Below are 14629 nucleotides of genomic sequence, written 5' to 3'. Positions count from 1 at the left end.
GAGGACCAGCCATGGCAATCGAGGGCACGTCGCTCAGCGCCGACCAGATCGTCGCGGACTCGAAGCGGTTCACCCTCTACGACTGGCAAGCGCAGTCGAAGGCGTCGCCGCTCGCGATCGACCGGGCCGAGGGCGTCTACATGTACGGCGTCGACGGACGTCGCTGGCTCGACTTCAGCTCGCAGCTGATGGGCGTGAACATCGGCCACGGCGACAAGCGGGTCACCGAGGCGATCGCACGACAGGCCGAGAAGCTGCCGTACATCTCGCCGTTCCAGGCGTTCGAGGGGCGGGCGGTGCTCGGCCGTAGGCTCGCGGAGCTGTGGCCCGGCGACATCGAGAAGACGTTCTTCACGCTGGCCGGGGCCGAGGCGAACGAGAACGCGGTGAAGATCGCGAAGATGGTGACCGGCCGCCAGAAGGTGCTCGCGCGCTATCGCAGCTACCACGGCTCGACGTACGGCACGATGATGCTCACCGGCGACCCGCGACGCTGGCCGAACGAACAGCCGCCGATGCCCGGCGTGGTGCACGTGCTCGATCCGTATCACGGCCCGCAGCGTGAGGTCGACGACGCGCAGACCGCACTGGCTCTGCTCGAGGAGACGATCGAGTTGGAGGGGCCTCACACGATCGCGGCGTTCATCATCGAGCCGGTCACCGGCACGAACGGCATCCTGATCCCGCCCGACGGCTACCTGCAGGGTGTGCGCGAGCTGTGCACGCGCCACGGCATCATGCTGATCGCCGACGAGGTGATGTGCGGTTGGGGCCGCACCGGTGAGTGGTTCGCCGTGAACCACTGGGACGTCGTGCCCGACATCATCACGACGGCGAAGGGGCTGACCTCCTCGTACGCGCCGCTGGGCGCCGTGGGACTCGGGCCGCACGTGGCTGCGTACTTCGACGAGAACGTGTTCTGGGGCGGGCTGACCTACAACACGCATCCGCTCGGCGTGGCGGCGGCGATCGCCGCGGTGCAAGTGATCGAGGACGACGACCTCGTCGGCAACGCGAAGCGGCTGGAACCGGTGATGCGCGCGCACCACGACACGCTCGCGGCGAAGCATCCGAGCGTGGGCCGCTCCCGCAACATCGGCCTGTTCGGGATCCTCGAGCTCGTGAAGAACCGGGAGACCCTCGAGCCGCTCAGCCCCTTCAACCAGATGAACGAGACGATGCAGCACGTGAACCGCTTCCTGATCGACAACGGGCTCGCCACGTTCATCCGGTGGTGGAACGTGATGACGAACCCGCCCCTGTGCATCAACGAGGAACAGCTGGCCGAAGGCTTCGCGATCATCGACCGTGCTCTCGACATCGCCGACGCCGCGATGGAGGACTGACGGCATGGGCGAACGCATCGGCTTCATCGGCCTCGGGATCATGGGCAAGCCAATGGCGCTCAATCTACTCGCGGCCGGGTTCCCCGTGGCGGTGTACTCCCGCAGCGGGGGGCCGGTCGACGAGGTGGTCGCGGCCGGCGCGGTCCGGGCCGACGGTCCAGCGTCGGTGGCCGCCGCCAGCGACGTCACGATCACGATGCTGCCCGACACGGCCGATGTCGAGCAGGTCCTGGCGGGGGCGGGCGGCGTGATCGAAGGGGTCGCGGAGGGTGCCCTCGTGATCGACATGAGCTCGATCGACCCTGGGCCGACCCGGGAGATGGCGGCAGCGTTCGCCGCGAGGGGCGTGGCGATGCTCGACGCGCCGGTGAGCGGCGGTGAGCGTGGGGCGATCGAGGCAGCGCTCTCGATCATGGTCGGGGGCGACGAGGCAGCGTTCGGCCGCGCCGTTCCTGTCTTCGAGGCGCTCGGGAAGAACATCGTGCACGTCGGGCCGAGCGGGGCGGGACAGGTGTGCAAGGCGTGCAACCAGCTCGTGGTCGCGGCCACGATCGAGGCCGTGGCCGAGGCGCTGCTGCTCGCCGAGCGCTCCGGTGTCGACGCCGCCAAGGTCCGTGAGGCCTTGCTCGGCGGCTTCGCCGGCTCGAAGATCCTCGAGGTGCACGGCCAGCGCATGCTCGATCGCACCTTCGATCCGGGGTTCCGCATCAGGCTGCATCGCAAGGACGCCCGGATCATCGAGGGAGCCGCTGCCGAGACGGCGACGCCGATACCCTCGTTCACCGTCGTCACCGAGCAGCTCCAGAAGGCCGTCGACGCCGGCGACGGCGAGCGCGACCACTCGGCTCTGTACGCCGAGCTTGCCCGCGAGGCAGACTCACCGGCGTGACGACCGACCACGCCGGCACGAGGTCCGGAGCCGATGCGGTGCCCGACGAGCTCACGGGCGTGCTTACGGCCGATCCGCCCAGGTTCGACGAGCGCGACGTGCCGGAGCTCGCTCGAGCGTCGTTCGGTTTCGACGGTGCGGTGGAACGTCGCTTCGAGAGCGAGCGTGATCAGAACTTCCTGCTTCGGGCGCCCGGCGGCGAGGCGCGCATCTTCAAGATCTCCAACGCCGGGGAACGCCCCGACGTGTTGGACATGGAGGTCGGGGCTGCGCGACACGCGCTGCGGGTCGACCCGACGCTGCCGGTCGCCGCCCCGTTCCCCACCGAGGGCGACCCCGATGCCTTCATCGCCACGGTGGTCGACGAGGAGCGTGGCACGAGCCACATGGTGCGCATGTCGGCGTTCATGCCGGGACGCGGCTCGACCGACGGCATCGCCCTCGATCACCGAGCGCTCTGGGCGTACGGCGAGATGCTCGCGAGGCTCGGCCGCGGGATGCGGGGCTTCTTCCATCCGGCCGCCGACCGCGTGCTGCTCTGGAACGTGGAGCACTGCCTGACGCTTCGGCCGATGACCGCTTCGATCGGTGACACCGGCCGACGGGCGCTCGTGCGCAACGTCTTCGACCGGTTCGAGGAACGCGTGCTTCCGCGCTGGCCCCAACTGCGCGCACAGGTGATGCACGGCGACCTCACGCTCGACAACGCCCTCCTCGACGACGACGGACGCATCACGGGCATCGTGGACTTCGGCGACATGTCGCACACCGCGCTGCTGGCCGATCCGGTCTCCGCGCTCGACTCGGTGTTGTCGATCCGGCAGGGCGACGAGCTCTTCCGCGCGGCCGCGGCCCTGCTCGACGGCTACACGTCGGTGACACCGCTGGAACCGGACGAACGCGTGCTGATCGGCGACACGCTCGCCGCGCGCATCGCCCTGACGGTGACGATCTCAGCGTGGCGCGTCGAGCGGTTCCCCGAGAACGCGCGCTACATCCAGAGCTGGGACCGCAACGCGTGGAGCATGCTCGAACAGTTCGCGGAGCTCGGCTTCGACGAGACCGCCCGGCGGTTCGGGGCTCCGAGCGAGCCCCCTGCCACCGCCGACCTCGTCGCCCGCCGCGCCGGTGTCTTCGGCACAGCGCTCGCGCCGCTCACGTACTCGACTCCGCTGCATCTGGTCCGTGGTCGTGGCGTCTGGCTCGAGGACGTCGACGGCCGACGCTACCTCGACTCGTACAACAACGTGCCGGTCGTCGGGCACGCGCACCCGCGCGTCGCGAACGCGATCGCCGATCAGGCGCGCGAACTGAACACGAACCTGCGCTACCTCCATCCGGCGGCGATCGAGCTGGCGGAGCGCCTCGTCGCGTCGATGCCGGAAGGGTCGGGGCTCGACACGGTGCTGTTCCTCAATACCGGGAGCGAGGCGACCGACCTCGCCTGGCGTCTCGCCGTCGTGGCGACCGGGAACAGCGGCGGCCTCGTGACGGCCCATGCCTATCACGGGGTGACGACCGCCTCGTCGGCGCTCTCGCCCGAGGAGTGGCGTGGCGGATGGCGTCCCGAACACGTCGAGCCGTTCGCACCTCCGGTGCAGGAAGCGGCCGCGACCGCGGAGCCGGTGCGCGACGCGATCGATCGTCTCGCGGCCCGCGGGTATCGGCCGGCCGCCCTCTTCGTGGACACGGCGTACACGAGCGATGGCATCCTCGCCGCCGGCCGCGCGTACCATGCACAGGTGGCGAGCGTGGCACGCGGGGCGGGCGCGCTCGTCGTGGCGGATGAGGTGCAGGCGGGCTATGGACGCACGGGCGAGCACCTGTGGTCGTTCGTGGCATGCGGGCTCGAGCCCGATCTCGTCACCCTCGGAAAACCGATGGGCAACGGCCATCCGGTCGCCGCCGTGATCGCGCGGCGTGCCGACGTCGACCGTCTGGCGGGACAGGCCGAGTTCTTCAGCACGTTCGGTGGCAATCCGGTAGCGGCGGCGGCGGGCCTCGCCGTGCTCGACGTGATCCGCGACGAAGACCTGGTCGCGCACGCGAGCGAGGTCGGCGCGCATTTGCGAGCGCGTCTCGAGGCGCTGATGGAACGTCACCCGTGCGTGACGGCCGTACGCGGCCGAGGCCTGCTGCTCGGCGTGGAGCTGACGCGCGATCACCGCGAGCCGGCCCCGGAGCTCGTCGCTCGGGTGCTCGATGCGGTGCGCGACCGAGGCGTGCTGATCGGATCGACCGGGCCGCACGATCACGTGCTGAAGGTGCGGCCCCCGCTCGTCGTCACCGCCGACGAGACGGACCTGATCGTCGCCGCGATCGACGAGGCGCTGAGCTCCTGCGCCTGAACGTCGTTCTCGGTGCCTGCGCGATGTGTGGGGTCTCGACGAGACGGCCGATCACGGTGTTCACGGGGATCGAGATGCCGCCCTTCGGCGCGCCGATCCATTCCTCGCCGGTGAAGTACCAGCGCCGACGGTCGGGCGCGTCTGTCAACATCTATGGCAGAGGGCGAGGAGGGATCGGAGCCATGGCTGAAGACCGCATGCCGCTCGACGCCGAGCGCATCGTCGAGCTCTCGAAGCGCTACACCCTGTACGACTGGCAGGCGCAGTCGAAGGCCGCGCCGATGGCGGTGGCGTCGGCCCAGGGCGTGTACTTCACGGCCGTCGACGGGAAGCGCTTCCTCGACTTCAACTCGCAGCTGATGGGCGTGAACATCGGGCACGGCGATAAGCGAGTGCTCGACGCGATCGCCCGTCAGTCCGAGACGCTCCCCTACGTCTCGCCGTTCATGGCGTACGAGACCCGGGCCCTGCTCGGCGAGAAGCTCGCGTCGCTATGGCCCGGCGACCTCGAGAAGACGTTCTTCACGCTCGGCGGCGCGGAGTGCAACGAGAACGCGATCCGCATCGCGAAGGCGTACACGGGCCGTCAGAAGGTGCTGGCGCGGTACCGCTCGTACCACGGAGCCACGTACGCCACGATCAATCTCACCGGCGACCCGCGCCGGTGGGCGAACGAGAACCCACCGATGCCCGGCGTGGTGCACGTGCTCGATCCGTACCACGGCACGCAGCGCGGGTTCGACGACGCCGATCCCGCCCTCGCGCTGCTGCGGGAGACGATCGAGCTCGAGGGACCCGAGACGATCGCGGCGTTCATCCTCGAGCCGGTGGTCGGCACGAACGGCATCCTGATCCCGCCCGACGGCTACATCGAGGGCGTGCGCGACCTGTGTACCGAGTTCGGCATCGTGATGATCGCCGACGAGGTGATGGCGGGGTTCGGTCGCACGGGGGAGTGGTTCTCGGTGAACCACTATGGCGTCGTGCCCGACCTGATGTCGACGGCGAAGGGCCTCACGTCCTCCTACCTGCCGCTCGGCGCGCTCGCGATCTCGCCCGAGATCGCCGCCCACTTCGACGAGCATGTGTTCTGGGGCGGGCTCACCTACAACTCGCATCCGCTCTCGTGCGCGGCCGCGCTCGCGGCGATCGAGGTGCTCGAGCAGGACGACCTCGTCGGGAACTCCAAGCGCATGGGCGAGGTCATGGCTCACCATCACGAGCAGCTCGCCGAGAAGCATCCCAGCGTCGGAAGGGTCCGCAACATCGGCCTGTTCGGCATCGTCGAGCTCGTGAAGAGCCGCGAGACGATGGAGCCGCTCAGTCCGTTCAACGTGCTGAACGAGACCATGGCGTCCGTGAACCGGGGGCTGCTCGAGCGCGGCCTGTTCACGATGGTCCGCTTCAACGGCATCATGACCAACCCGCCGCTGTGCATCACCGAGGAGCAGCTCGCGGAGGGCTTCGAGATCGTCGACGACGCGCTCTCGATCGCCGACGACGCGATGGGGGCATGACGTCGGGTCGGGCGCGAGCCTTCCCGGGGCGATCGTGGGCGCTGGGCGCCGCTGCGATCGCGGGCGGCACGACCGTCCTCTACGTCTGGCTGATCGCGAACGAATCGGGAAACGACCTCGCTCGGGTCGGGGCGGTGCTCGCGCTGTTCGTGCTCGCCACCGCGTGCTCGATCGGGGCTGCGGTGCTGCGCACGCCGGAGCGACGCCACCTGGCTGCGGCCGGCGGCACGGGCATCCTGCTGTCGTTGGGCGTGCTCGCCCTCTTCTCGGTCGGGCTGCTGCTGCTCGTTGCGGCAGGGCTGCTGATCATGGCGATCGCCGCGGGCAGGGGCGATCGCCGGGAGTCGTCGAAGCTCCTCGTGATCGCGGCGTTCGCGATCGGGGCCGCGTTGCCGTGGGCACTGGTTCTGATCGCCTGAGGCCGAGCCGCTTCCTACGGCACGCCGGGGATGTCGACGAACTCGAAGTGCATGCCGTCGGGAACGGTCCAGCGTCCTCCCCAGGTGAAGCCATGCCCGCGCATCACCCTCACGAGGACGGCGGGTTGACGGGGGTCCGACCCGTAGGGGTTCGTCAGCGAGTTGATGTCGACGGCGGCGCCCCACGAATGATGTGAGATCGCGCCGTTCGGCCGTCGCATCACCATGCGCGCGCTGTAGCACCCTGCGAAGTTTCGGATGGCCTCGGCGCGACCCTCCGCGCGCAGCTCCCGCATCGCGGCGATCAGGGGTCGGAACAGCCGCTCGTGGCACGTGAACCGGCCGAGCAGCGGCACTCGACGCACCGCGACGTGGTCGTGGACGAAGGCCGGTTGCATGCGCAGGTATCCGGGGCGACGAGGATCGGGGTAGGCGTGGAATTCGCCGAACCCGCGCTTCATCAGCACCGGCGGCCACACCGAGTCCCCTTGCCGGCGGAACCATGCGTGGCCCGGCCGGCGCACCCGTGGAGGGTAGCCGGGCCCGAGCAGGGGAGCGATCCGCCGGGCGAGCTCGCGCTCCGTGGATGCGGTGCGCATGTCCATCAGCGCGAACCGGGGGTGTCGCACGCCGAGGGATCGGCCGACCTCGCCCGAGACCATCAGCTCACTCCAGGCGACGACCTCGTCGGGCACGATCGCGCCCACGGTGATGCGGTCCCGCCCGAACACGAAGCGGTCCCCCACCCTGAGTCGGCGCAGGGCCGCGCTCGACTCGCCGAGCACGCCGCGGCCGTCGCGCAACGCGTCCACCACGGCGTCGTGCCACGCAGGCGGCAGGAAGGGGGCGATGTCGCGGATCGAGGTCGACATGACCTCGATCGGGATGCGGTACCGGCCCTCACGGCGATCGACCACGGCGCCGTCGGCCCGGACGGATCGGGTCATCCAGATCGTGTCGCCGGAGACGACGACGACGTGCTCGTTGCCGGGCAGGCGGTCGAGCTCGGGCGTGAGGCCGTTCGGGAGTCCTCCGGTGCGCCACAGGAGGTACGCGGGTGGCATCCAGGCCCGTCCAGCCCGGGCGCTCGCCCCGGAGGCCGGCACTCCAACGGGTTCGAGCATCAGGACGAGCGGGCAACACAGGAGGACGATCGCGACTCGGCGGATCGAGGCTGGCACCCGGCGATGCTACTCGTCGACCCCGGCAGTCGGCGCATAGGTTCGGCGCTGCGTTCGAGGAGCGCCGGGGGCATGGCGGAGATCGCCGCATTCGGCACGGCCGTAACCCTCGCCGACTGACGCAGGAGACCGGTCGTCAGGTTCGTGCGCGGATCTCGACGGCGCCGTCGACGATGCGGGTCTCGCAGGCCTCCACGGGTCTCATCGCCGGTCCACGCATCACCTTCCCGTCGTCGAGACCGAAGATGCTGCCGTGCGCCGGACAGGTGACCGTGGCGAGCGAGCCTGAGATCTTCAAGCGGCCTCGGTCGAGCGGCGCGCCCTGATGGGTGCACCGGTTCCCGATCGCGAAGACACGGTCACCCGAGCGGATGATGAGCACGGTGGCCTCGCTCACGGCGATCTTCGTGCCCTTGCCATCGGGGAGGTCGTCGAGCGAGCCGGCCGACAACCATCCGCCGTCGCTCCTCACTTCAGACAGGCTCGGGCGCGGTCGACCAACGTTCGGCCCATGCGGCGAGCTCTTCCATGACCTTCGTGAGGTCGCGGCCGCGGTCCGTCAGGTGGTACTCGATCAGGACGGGCGTCGATGGCGTGACATCGCGCGTCACGATGCCTTCCGCCTCCAGCTCCTTCAGGCGCTCGCTGAGGACGGCATCCGAGATGTTCGGCACGGTGTGCTTGAGGTCGCCGAAGCGTGCGGAGCCCGTCTGCAGGGCTCGCACGACCTGCGGGTTCCACCGCTTGCCGATCAGCTCGGCGGCCCGCTGGAAGTGCTCGCAGAGCGGCGCTTCTTCGGTCATCGTGTCCCCACTCCTCCGGCCCGTGGGCATCGTATTCCGCCTCTGCGGGCATGTCTGCCATCGACGCATGGTTTCAGAACTTGAGGTACTCCGGAATAGATAGTAGCTTAGGAACCGTTAGTCACGGTATGCATCGCCGTGAGGGACGGCGAGCGGAGTCAGAGGAGGAAGGCACCATGGCCCAGGCAGCGCAGGAGATCACCGGCGTGTCCTACCCGCCCGCCGGCTCGTACGAGCTCGACGCCAGCCACACCGAGGTGGGCTTCGTGGCGCGTCACATGCTCACCAAGACCCGCGGCCGGTTCACGGAGTTCTCGGGCACGATCGAGGTCGGCGAGACGCCGGAGTCCTCGAGCGTGCAGGTCGACGTGCGGACCGGCAGTGTGCAGACGAACTTCGAGCAGCGCGACAACCACCTCAAGAGCGCCGACTTCTTCGAGAGCGACGAGTACCCGGTGATGGCGTTCCGTTCCACCGCGGTCCGTCACACCGGCGACACGAGCTTCGAGCTCGACGGCGACCTCACGATCAAGGACGTGACGAAGCCGATCACGCTCAAGGGTGAGTTCAACGGGTGGGGCAAGGACCCGTTCGACAACACGAAGATCTTCGCCGAGGCGTCCACCACTGTGGAGCGCGAGGACTGGGACCTGACCTGGAACGTCGCGGTCGAGACCGGCGGCGTCCTCGTCGGCAAGAAGGTCGACATCGTGATCGACGTGGAAGCGGTCAAAGTCGGCTGAGCGCCGATCCGACGAGATGCCCGTGGAAGGCCGGCCCCTCGGGGCCGGCCTTCGTCACGTCAGGGGATGCGCGCCGCTCGCTCCGGCCTCGTACTCCGTGAGCTCGAACAGCCGGTCGTAGGCGACGACGACGTCGCCGGCGACCCACAGGTCGGCGGTCCAGCCGGAGTCGAGGGCCGTGAACGTCCAGCGCGTCGCCGAGAACCGTCCGCTCGGCGTCTCGATCTCATCCGGGCCACCGAGTTCGTAGCGCTGCCGCTCCCGCGAGGGTTCCATCGTCACGGGTGCGAGGTACACGACATCGATCTCGGCCGTGGCGTCCAGTCGTTTCGTCGTGACGAGGTTCGTCGCGGGCGTGAAGTAGTCGAGGTGCACGTCGGGGCCGTACGGGATCTCTATCTCGACACCGTCACGGAACCCCGCCAGCACGTCGCCTCGAGGTTCGAGCAACACGTGACGCTCACCCGTGTCGATGCGGACGCGGGCGATACGCCAGTCGGCGTCGACCGCCACGTCGACGATCTCGCGGTGCGGCGTCGGATCGTCGGTCTCCACCTCGCTGAAATAGCGCCAGCCCATCGGCCCCGGGGCGCAGCGGAAGGCCTCGATGCCGACGGGGGTGCCATCGTCGCCGAGCACGGCGTATCGACCCTGCGGCATGGCGCAACGCTACCAACAGGGTGTCTGAACGGGCACCGAGCCGTGCGAGCGCGGTAGGGTCCGATGATGAGTGGCGAGACGCCTGCGGCGGAGCACGAGTCCGAGAAGGAACGAGTCGACCGCGAACTGATCGAGTTCCTGAACGAGGTGCGCGTCGTGTTGCCGGGCGTGCAGGTGCTGTTCGCGTTCCTGCTGACCCTGCCCTTTACGGGTACCTTCGAGACGATCACGGGTTACGAGCGGTTCGCCTACATCCTCGCGTTCTTCTCGACGGCGCTCGCGGCGGTGTTGATGATCACGCCGACATCGTTCCACCGGCTGCGGTTCCGCAAGGGCGACAAGGAGCAGATCATCCGTACGTCCAACCGGTTGATCCTCGCCGGCATCGCGTGCCTCGGGGTCGCGATCGTGTCGGTGGTCTGGCTCGTCTCCGAGCTCGTGTTCACCAACGACGTCGCGAACGCGATCGCGATCGCCTCGGCGCTCATCGTGATCGCGCTGTGGTTGGTGCTGCCGCTGCAGCGTCGCTTCCGCCACGGGTGAGGCAGGTGCGCGTCGCGGTCTGTCAGATGCGTTCCACCGACGACGTCGAGCGCAACCTCGACCTCGCCGAGCGGCTGGTGATCGAGGCCGCTGAGGGCGGTGCCGAGCTCGCCACGTTGCCGGAGTACCTGGACTTCATGGGGCCGGCCGGGCGCCGAGCGGAGGTCGCCTCGCCGATCCCCGGACCGGTGACCGATCGCCTCGGGGCCGTCGCTCGCGAGCGCTCGCTATGGGTGCTGGCCGGGGGCGTGCTTGAAGCGGACGGCGACGGCCGGGTGTACGACACGTCGGCGCTGCTCGATCCCCACGGCGAGGTCGTCGCCACCTACCGGAAGATCCATCTCTACGACGTCGAGCTGCCCGACCAGCCACCGATCCGCGAGTCGGACTCGATCGCCCCGGGCGACGAGATCGTGACGTGTCGTATGGACGAGGTACGACTCGGCCTCTCGATCTGCTACGACGTGCGGTTCCCCGAGCTGTATCGGGGGCTCATGACCCAGGGGGCACAGGTGCTGTGCGTGCCGGCGCAGTTCCAGCACACGACCGGCCGCGATCACTGGCATACCTTGCTCCGTGCCCGGGCGATCGAGAACCAGTGCTTCGTGGTCGCGCCCGGGCAGTGGGGACCGTTCGGCGATCCGGCCGAGGGTCGGCGCTCGTACGGCCATTCCCTGGTGCTCGACCCGTGGGGCCGAGTGCTCATCGAAGCACCCGAGGAAGGCGACGGAGTCTGGGTCGCCGACCTCGACGTCGATGCCCAGCGCGCGCTGCGTCGTTCGTTCCCGGTGCTGCAGCACCGTCGGCTCGGTGTCACGTGCTGAGGGTGTGTCGAGCGCACGAGCGGGAGACGACGATCTCGATGGGCGTTGGGACACGATCCTGCTCATGTGCGGGAAACCGAGGCCCCGGCGGGGGCTGGGATCCTTCCCGGGCACGTCGTGTTGCATCTCCGGTACGGCAGCCTGGTGACGCCGTGGTGGCACCAGATGAACCTCCCACCCGATGACCTCGATGCGCTCGTCCGGAACCGGGTGGACCCTCGACGGGGCGCATGGGGCGACGCGGAGGGATCGCCGGTCGGGCTGCGCGGCCTCTGACGCGCGACCGGATCGCGGGCGATCAGGCCATGTAGCCCGCGTAGTGGATGTAGGCCGGTGGCAAAGCGTCGCCAGTCGAGCAGTAGAAAAATCGGAAGTCGCTCGGCTCGATACGTGCCCCGGCGCGCACGAGCATGCGGAAGAGCTCGGCGTTGTTCCCGTAGACAGGTACCTTGAGCGTCTCGGGATGCTCGGCGCGACGCACCAGGTCGGCCACGATCGCGCACACCGTGGCGTCGTCCTCGCCGAGCGCGGGGCCAACGATGTCCTCCTCGTCGACGTACGCGTAGCCGACCAGCGAACCTTCGCGTCGGTACTCGTGCGCCGTCATCTCTGATCGCAGCCACCACCCGTGGTCGGCGGCCCGCGAGAAGCCCAGATGCCGACGGTCCAGCTCGCTCATCTCCGCGATCCCGTCCGCCGTGAGGTCTGCGACCTCCATACCGGCACCGATCTCGGGCAGTCGTGCGGGATCCGTCACGCCGGTCAGCACGTAGCGCACGCCCCGGGGGGTGATGCCGTGTCCGGCGTAGAGACCTGTCGAGATCGGCTGGAACGACTCCACCACCAGCGCCCGCGTGATCCCATCTCCCTCCGGTGGCAGCACCGCGCCGAGCAAGGCCTTCCCGACGCCTCGACCCTGCGCATCGGGGCTCACGAAGAGGAACGACAGGAACCAGTACGAGTCGCGCAAGTACGACGTTGCGAACGCGGCCGGCGTCCCGTCGTCGATCGCGAGCATCGTGCCTTTCGGGTCCGTACGGAGCACGTGGCTGAGGGCGTCCGCTAGCCACCGCCGGTCAGCAGGGTCCTCCTCGGAAAGGCCGTACCGACGATGCAGGTCGTTGTATGACTCGAAGAAGATGTCGCACATCGTCTCCACGTCCAGCTGGGTTGCCGTTCGGACCTGCATCGAACCTCCACTGCGGCGATGCTCAAGGGTAGGGGGCGGTTCCCGGAGCGTCGAGGTCGTCGAGGCGAGCGCCCGCGAGGTGATCGAGCGCATCCGGATACGTGAGCCCATGGGCCCGCGCGATCGCGGGCGCCCACGAGCGGAAGAACGCCAGCAGCGTACGAGCGGCGTCGAGCAGCGCGGCTCGTTCCATCGGCACGAACGTCGAGCGGATCGGGTCGAGCGGCGCCGTCGGCATCTCGGCATCGAGCTTCCAGTACGGCTCGTCGGGCATGGGCTCGGCGCCCTGCTCGACCCGTGCCAGCCGCACGCAGTAGGAGCGGAGTGCCTCCAGCTGGCCGGCGGCCCACCAGAGATGACCGCGATCGATCGCCGCCGCGAAGTGCGACAGATCGTGCCAGAACCACATCACGACGTTGCCGAGCTCCTGAACCTGCGTCACGCGATCGAACTCGGGCCAGGGGAAGGTCATGCCGGCGAGCACGCCGCGGTCGTCCACGAGCACCCGGTGGGGTCCCGATCGCACTTGGTCGAGCTCGCCCTCGCGAACGAAGTGCAGCTCGATGTCGGTGCCGTCGGTCAGGATCGCGAACACGAGCCCGTCGTTGCCGAAGTCCTCGAGGATCAGGGCGTCGCCGAGCTGCGCGATCAAGCGTTCACGGTCGTCGACGACCTCGTCGAAGTCGTCGTCGGGTACGACCACGCACAGATCGAGGTCCGAACGCTCGTCAGCGTCACCCCTGGCCGCCGAGCCTGCGAGGAACGCCGCGACGATCCGGTCGTCGCCGGAGCAGGCGGCCACGAAACGGTCGAGGACGACCTTACGATCGCGCTGCCACTGGACGTCGCCCATGCGCCGAGCCTCGCATGGAGCCGATCGGAAGGCCAGTGAGTGTGCGGCCTCGGCCAATGGCGTCACCCTCGTTCGAGGTCCGCTGGGGTGTCGACGTCGCTCGGTGCCGGGCGTGCGATCGCGACGTCCTCGACCCACTCGGGGTGGCTCGCGATCAGCACGCGGGCGCCGACATCGCCGTGCAGGTGGCCCGCTTCCGCGTAGATCTCGCGACTCAGGAGCGCTGGGCCGGGGCCGTCGGTGAACCGGAGACGAACGATCTGCTTGCGCGTCGCGCGGAACCGCTCGATCAGGGTCCGCACGTCGTCGGCGGTGATGCCGGGTTGATCCGCCATCAGCACGACGCTGGCTTCGCTCTCGTCGTCGACCTCGTGGAAGGCGGCCGCGAGCGACGTCGCCTGTCCGTCACGGAACACGGGGTTGTGCACGAAGCGTCCTTCGTCGGGAAGCGTGAGTGTCTGCTCGACGGCGCCGGCGTCGTGGCCCGTCACCACGAGCAACTCGTCGACGCCGGCCTCGGCGAGCGCGTCGATCGCGTGTTGGGCGAGCGGCTTCCCGCCGACGGTGGCGAGCTGCTTCGTGCCGCCGAACCGGCGCCCCTCACCGGCCGCGAGCACGACGCCGGTGATCACGCCCGCTGGTTCATGTCTCGTTCTCCCCGCCCCCGAACAGCCGGCGGAAGAAGTTCTTGATCACAGACCAGATCGCCGAGAGGCCGAGTCCGATGCCGCCGACGTGCTTCGCAGTGACGGGAGCCGGCGCAGGGGCGGCCGCGGGCGGGGTCGTCGCGTCGGTCGTCGCCCCGGTCTCCGCGCCGGGGGCAGCTGCGGGGGCGACCGAGGCAGCCTGCTCGGCGTTGATCGTGGCCTCGAGGCAGTCGGCGAACTGCTGGGTCAGCTTCTTCGAGATCTCGGGCAGCAGACCACGCGAGAGCTGGGCCGCGGCGCCGGTGAGCGAGATGTCGGCCGTCATCTTCACGGTGGTCTGGGCGTCGGCGGCCGGCTCGAGCCACGACGTGACGGTCGCGTTCGCGGCGCCCTTGCCTTTCGCCTCCATGCCCTTGGCGTGCAGCACCGCACGGTGGGTCTCGTCGTCGCGCTCGGTCATCTCGACCGTGCCGGCGAACGACAGCGCGACCGGGCCGAACTTCACGTTGACCTTGCCCTTCCAATGGCGGTCGTCGATCGTCTCGGTGAGCTCGGCGCCGGGCATGCACGGGGCGATGCGCTCGACGTCGAGCAGGTATGCCCAAAGGTCGTCGACGGGCGTGGCGACGGTGAACTCGTTCTCGATCAGCATGCGTGGAGCCTACCG

General features: G+C 69.2%; 17 protein-coding genes. 9 read left to right on the top strand and 8 right to left on the bottom strand.

The genetic code is table 11. The annotated features are described in order from the left end of the window. Window positions 1-11 precede the first annotated feature (11 nt). From VFI59_09025 to VFI59_09005, 5 genes are all read left to right on the top strand, one after another. Entirely contained in the window at window positions 12-1346 is a 1335-nt protein-coding gene (locus tag VFI59_09025; protein ID HET6713836.1) for an aminotransferase class III-fold pyridoxal phosphate-dependent enzyme, read from the top strand. A 4-nt stretch (window positions 1347-1350) separates the two neighbouring features. Then, a complete protein-coding gene (locus VFI59_09020) occupies window positions 1351-2235 on the top strand; it encodes a 2-hydroxy-3-oxopropionate reductase (GenBank protein ID HET6713835.1) in 885 nt (294 codons plus the stop codon). Next, window positions 2232-4583 (top strand): aminotransferase class III-fold pyridoxal phosphate-dependent enzyme, encoded by a 2352-nt coding sequence (locus VFI59_09015; GenBank protein ID HET6713834.1) that lies wholly within the window; start codon window positions 2232-2234, stop codon window positions 4581-4583. The genes VFI59_09020 and VFI59_09015 overlap by 4 nt, the downstream gene beginning before the upstream one ends. Before the next feature lie 182 nt (window positions 4584-4765). Then, window positions 4766-6100: an aminotransferase class III-fold pyridoxal phosphate-dependent enzyme gene (locus VFI59_09010; GenBank protein HET6713833.1), complete on the top strand. Its 1335-nt coding sequence runs from the start codon at window positions 4766-4768 to the stop codon at window positions 6098-6100. Beyond that, on the top strand, window positions 6097-6519 hold the full coding sequence (locus VFI59_09005; GenBank protein ID HET6713832.1) for a hypothetical protein: 423 nt from the start codon (window positions 6097-6099) through the stop codon (window positions 6517-6519). Before VFI59_09010 ends, VFI59_09005 begins: the two co-directional genes overlap by 4 nt. A gap of 14 nt (window positions 6520-6533) precedes the next feature. On the opposite strand, the gene VFI59_09000 is transcribed toward VFI59_09005, so the two are convergent. From VFI59_09000 to VFI59_08990, 3 genes are all read right to left on the bottom strand, one after another. Then, window positions 6534-7700 carry a M15 family metallopeptidase gene (locus tag VFI59_09000; protein HET6713831.1) on the bottom strand — a complete coding sequence of 389 codons (1167 nt, stop codon included), beginning with the start codon at window positions 7698-7700 and terminating at the stop codon, window positions 6534-6536. A 136-nt stretch (window positions 7701-7836) separates the two neighbouring features. After that, the gene (locus tag VFI59_08995; protein HET6713830.1) at window positions 7837-8172 is read right to left on the bottom strand and encodes a Rieske (2Fe-2S) protein; all 336 of its coding nucleotides are present in this window, start codon (window positions 8170-8172) and stop codon (window positions 7837-7839) included. A 1-nt stretch (window position 8173) separates the two neighbouring features. After that, window positions 8174-8503, bottom strand: coding sequence for a helix-turn-helix domain-containing protein (locus VFI59_08990; GenBank protein HET6713829.1), 330 nt, complete (start codon window positions 8501-8503; stop codon window positions 8174-8176). A gap of 176 nt (window positions 8504-8679) precedes the next feature. Between VFI59_08990 and VFI59_08985 the strand changes: the two genes are divergently transcribed. Beyond that, on the top strand, window positions 8680-9246 hold the full coding sequence (locus tag VFI59_08985; protein ID HET6713828.1) for a YceI family protein: 567 nt from the start codon (window positions 8680-8682) through the stop codon (window positions 9244-9246). Window positions 9247-9300: 54 nt separating this feature from the next. Here the strand turns inward: VFI59_08985 and VFI59_08980 are convergent, their stop codons facing one another. Beyond that, a complete protein-coding gene (locus VFI59_08980) occupies window positions 9301-9906 on the bottom strand; it encodes a putative glycolipid-binding domain-containing protein (GenBank protein ID HET6713827.1) in 606 nt (201 codons plus the stop codon). Between the two features lie 66 nt (window positions 9907-9972). Here VFI59_08980 and VFI59_08975 point away from each other — a divergent pair, with 66 nt between their 5' ends. From VFI59_08975 to VFI59_08965, 3 genes are all read left to right on the top strand, one after another. Then, window positions 9973-10449: a DUF6328 family protein gene (locus VFI59_08975; GenBank protein HET6713826.1), complete on the top strand. Its 477-nt coding sequence runs from the start codon at window positions 9973-9975 to the stop codon at window positions 10447-10449. Continuing rightward, complete coding sequence (locus VFI59_08970; GenBank protein ID HET6713825.1) at window positions 10446-11273, top strand: carbon-nitrogen hydrolase family protein; 828 nt, start codon at window positions 10446-10448, stop codon at window positions 11271-11273. Before VFI59_08975 ends, VFI59_08970 begins: the two co-directional genes overlap by 4 nt. A gap of 66 nt (window positions 11274-11339) precedes the next feature. Next, window positions 11340-11549, top strand: coding sequence for a hypothetical protein (locus tag VFI59_08965; GenBank protein ID HET6713824.1), 210 nt, complete (start codon window positions 11340-11342; stop codon window positions 11547-11549). A gap of 22 nt (window positions 11550-11571) precedes the next feature. Here the strand turns inward: VFI59_08965 and VFI59_08960 are convergent, their stop codons facing one another. The 4 genes from VFI59_08960 to VFI59_08945 form a co-directional block, all read right to left on the bottom strand. After that, complete coding sequence (locus VFI59_08960; protein HET6713823.1) at window positions 11572-12462, bottom strand: GNAT family N-acetyltransferase; 891 nt, start codon at window positions 12460-12462, stop codon at window positions 11572-11574. Between the two features lie 22 nt (window positions 12463-12484). After that, window positions 12485-13315: an aminoglycoside 6-adenylyltransferase gene (locus VFI59_08955; GenBank protein HET6713822.1), complete on the bottom strand. Its 831-nt coding sequence runs from the start codon at window positions 13313-13315 to the stop codon at window positions 12485-12487. Between the two features lie 62 nt (window positions 13316-13377). Further along, complete coding sequence (locus VFI59_08950; protein HET6713821.1) at window positions 13378-13947, bottom strand: nucleotidyltransferase family protein; 570 nt, start codon at window positions 13945-13947, stop codon at window positions 13378-13380. Window positions 13948-13957: 10 nt separating this feature from the next. After that, entirely contained in the window at window positions 13958-14614 is a 657-nt protein-coding gene (locus tag VFI59_08945; GenBank protein ID HET6713820.1) for an SRPBCC family protein, read from the bottom strand. Window positions 14615-14629 lie beyond the last annotated feature (15 nt).

Source organism: Actinomycetota bacterium (assembly GCA_035697485.1).
Lineage (GTDB): Bacteria > Actinomycetota > UBA4738 > UBA4738 > HRBIN12 > JAOUEA01.
This window is presented reverse-complemented; position numbering and strand designations above follow the sequence as displayed.

Coding starts and splice junctions, on each gene's coding strand:
- VFI59_08975 (HET6713826.1), top strand. CDS start 9,973: ATGAGTGGCGAGACGCCTGCGGCGGAGCACGAGTCCGAGAAGGAACGA.
- VFI59_08990 (HET6713829.1), bottom strand. CDS start 8,503: ATGACCGAAGAAGCGCCGCTCTGCGAGCACTTCCAGCGGGCCGCCGAG.
- VFI59_09025 (HET6713836.1), top strand. CDS start 12: ATGGCAATCGAGGGCACGTCGCTCAGCGCCGACCAGATCGTCGCGGAC.
- VFI59_08980 (HET6713827.1), bottom strand. CDS start 9,906: ATGCCGCAGGGTCGATACGCCGTGCTCGGCGACGATGGCACCCCCGTC.
- VFI59_09005 (HET6713832.1), top strand. CDS start 6,097: ATGACGTCGGGTCGGGCGCGAGCCTTCCCGGGGCGATCGTGGGCGCTG.
- VFI59_08960 (HET6713823.1), bottom strand. CDS start 12,462: ATGCAGGTCCGAACGGCAACCCAGCTGGACGTGGAGACGATGTGCGAC.
- VFI59_08945 (HET6713820.1), bottom strand. CDS start 14,614: ATGCTGATCGAGAACGAGTTCACCGTCGCCACGCCCGTCGACGACCTT.
- VFI59_08985 (HET6713828.1), top strand. CDS start 8,680: ATGGCCCAGGCAGCGCAGGAGATCACCGGCGTGTCCTACCCGCCCGCC.
- VFI59_09020 (HET6713835.1), top strand. CDS start 1,351: ATGGGCGAACGCATCGGCTTCATCGGCCTCGGGATCATGGGCAAGCCA.
- VFI59_09010 (HET6713833.1), top strand. CDS start 4,766: ATGGCTGAAGACCGCATGCCGCTCGACGCCGAGCGCATCGTCGAGCTC.
- VFI59_08955 (HET6713822.1), bottom strand. CDS start 13,315: ATGGGCGACGTCCAGTGGCAGCGCGATCGTAAGGTCGTCCTCGACCGT.